We start from the raw sequence: 2,398 nt of genomic DNA on the forward strand, positions 1-2,398 counted from the left end.
CTCGCTCGGCTCACTCAACTGAGCCAAATACCGCAAATCGAGATTAACCGCATTAGCGATCATAGTTGTCATTTTGATCATAGTTGTCGCGACAAGGGAGTCTTGCAATTGCCGATCGCGCTCGCAGATTTGCAAACTCGCCTATCTAGCTGTCGCGTCACGCTAAACCCTTGACATTTGATAGACACCGCAGATGCAAGACTTTCACGGCTGGTTGGAAAGGAAGCGTCTAGCACGCCAACCGTGCCGAGTCGTGGGTGATTCGAGAACTGGTAAGACCATTAGCTGCGATACGTATCACCTCAAGAGTCGAGCGACCCAGTTCCCTGGGCAATCGCCCATTGTCCCCGTGCTGTATTGGCAATGTCCAGAAGGCTTATCGCTCAGTAGTCTGTTAGTCGGCTTGCTAGATCGCCTGCAGTATCAGGCAACGCGGGGTCGCATCATGGATTTGCGCAAGCGAGTGTACCGTGTGCTGGAGAGCTGCCAAGTTGAGATGATCATCTTCGATGAGGCCCAACGTGCCAGCTTACCGGCTTTAGGGGAAATCCGCGATATTGCTCAAGAACTCGACATCGCGGCAGTGCTAGTAGGAACGGATCGTTTGAATGCTGTGGTGCAGCGAGATGAACAAGTGGAATACCGATTTCTAGCGACCTATCGCTATCCTCGACTAGGCGCAGAGGAGTTGCTTGAGACGACAGCTCTTTGGGAGGAGAATGTGCTCAAACTGCCTGAGCCGTCAAACCTAACCAGCGCCAAAGCGCAACAGTTGCTTATTCAGGGAACCCGCGGCTGTATTGGACTATTGGATCAAATACTGCGCGATGCGGCCATTCAAGCACTGCAACAGGGAGAGTTGCATATTAGTCTTAAACGGCTCAAGCAGGTGGTCAAAGAGTGCTCGCTAGTTAGATAGCCATTATCTCCATAGAGGGTCCCTAATGAGCCTTCCAAGGCCAGTAAAACGATCTCTTCAGCCCTGGCTATTTCAAGTAGCGCCCTACGAAGAGGAGAGCTTTAGCCACTTTCTAGGCCGCTTTCGCCGAGCGAACTATCTAAGCAGTGGGCATTTATCGGCGATGCTGGGCAAAAGACCCTACATCGTGTCCTATTGGGAAAGTCCTTCGCGCCGTCGTAGACCGAGCGCGAAGGACCTGGAGCAGCTCTCACAGCTCACAGGAGTAGAAGAGGGGCGGTTGCGTTCAATGTGGTTTCCTCAAAGCATCCGGCTGCATTGGCCCACACGCCTGTGTGCCCAGTGCTATAAAACGGCCCCTTGGCATAAACTGACTTGGCAGCTAGCCGACGAGCCTAACTGCCAAGTGCACCAACGGCCGTTGCTTTTCCAATGTCCCCAATGTCAAAGTGCTTTCCAGCTGCCGAGCTACTGGCAAACAGGCCAATGCGATCGCTGTGAGCTGTTGTTTATGAAAATGGTGCTGACGAGCTAAGACTAGAGCTAAAGAGTCAGTCGAATAGACCAGGTAACTTCACGCCCAGCTGTAGGTTCATGGGTTTGCTGAAATTGCTGTTTAAGCAGCTTGAGGCGTTTTTCCTGCTTCAGGATATCGCTAGGATAGTCCCATTTGCCGGGCGTAAGCCGACGACAGATGATTCCATGCTTATGTCTAAACTGAGTGAGCTCTTGAGCTGAGCAGGCATCAAAGAAAGCGGGCATGAGGGTATCAATTTTGTGTTCGAGTTGAGCGAGTTGCAATCGCAGGTCGATCATTTGATCGATGACGCTGTCAGAGACAGGGCTATCTGTATTCATAGAGGCAGAGAGGAGTTTTCTTGCCTATCATGCTACGAAACGGCCTATGCCAAGCTCCTAAGAAACAACAACAGCCTCCACTACCAGCGATCGCGTGAATGATAGTTTCCAAGTCAATAACGCGATCGCCCGAGAGGGTTTTGCACTGATACAAAGTAGAGTAAGAGCAGCCAGCGATCGCTTTTGTGGGCTCGACACAGAGTCCGAAGAAGGGATGGCCCCAGGGTTCTGCAGCACACTAAGAATGCTTGTAAGCTCTCCTTGAGCTTAGCGCGATCGCATCAAGGAAGCCGATAGGATAGCACCAGTGCTCTGGCTCCTATGCAAGTGAAAGGCACAGCATGTACACGCTAAGTATACGTTCAAAACATACATTCAAAACAAGCAAGTTTAATGCATGTATACAGCTTTATGCATATCTCAACGCAGAGGCAAGAAACGATCGCATGAGCAAAGACGCTAAAACGCTTACACAGCAGCGCTTTTACGGAGCAAGGAAAATGCAGAACAAAGCTTGCAAGTATAAAAGCGATCGCACTACGGCGTATAGAACAACAGCACAGCAACAGACAAGCGTATAAGCAACACAGCGATCGCAGTGCCAGCAACGTTTTTTGGAAT

General features: G+C 50.7%; 2 protein-coding genes. One reads left to right on the forward strand and one right to left on the reverse strand.

Features of this window, described 5'->3' with window-relative positions:
- Nucleotides 1–193: 193 nt before the first annotated feature.
- A complete protein-coding gene (locus QJQ48_RS27740) occupies nt 194–919 on the forward strand; it encodes a TniB family NTP-binding protein (protein ID WP_346294446.1) in 726 nt (241 codons plus the stop codon).
- A 543-nt stretch (nt 920–1,462) separates the two neighbouring features.
- On the opposite strand, the gene QJQ48_RS27745 is transcribed toward QJQ48_RS27740, so the two are convergent.
- On the reverse strand, nt 1,463–1,777 hold the full coding sequence (locus QJQ48_RS27745) for a hypothetical protein (protein ID WP_346294447.1): 315 nt from the start codon (nt 1,775–1,777) through the stop codon (nt 1,463–1,465).
- Nucleotides 1,778–2,398 lie beyond the last annotated feature (621 nt).

Origin of the sequence: Sphaerothrix gracilis Ecp01 (assembly GCF_030405905.1) — a bacterium.
Lineage (GTDB): Bacteria > Cyanobacteriota > Cyanobacteriia > Phormidesmidales > Phormidesmidaceae > Sphaerothrix > Sphaerothrix gracilis.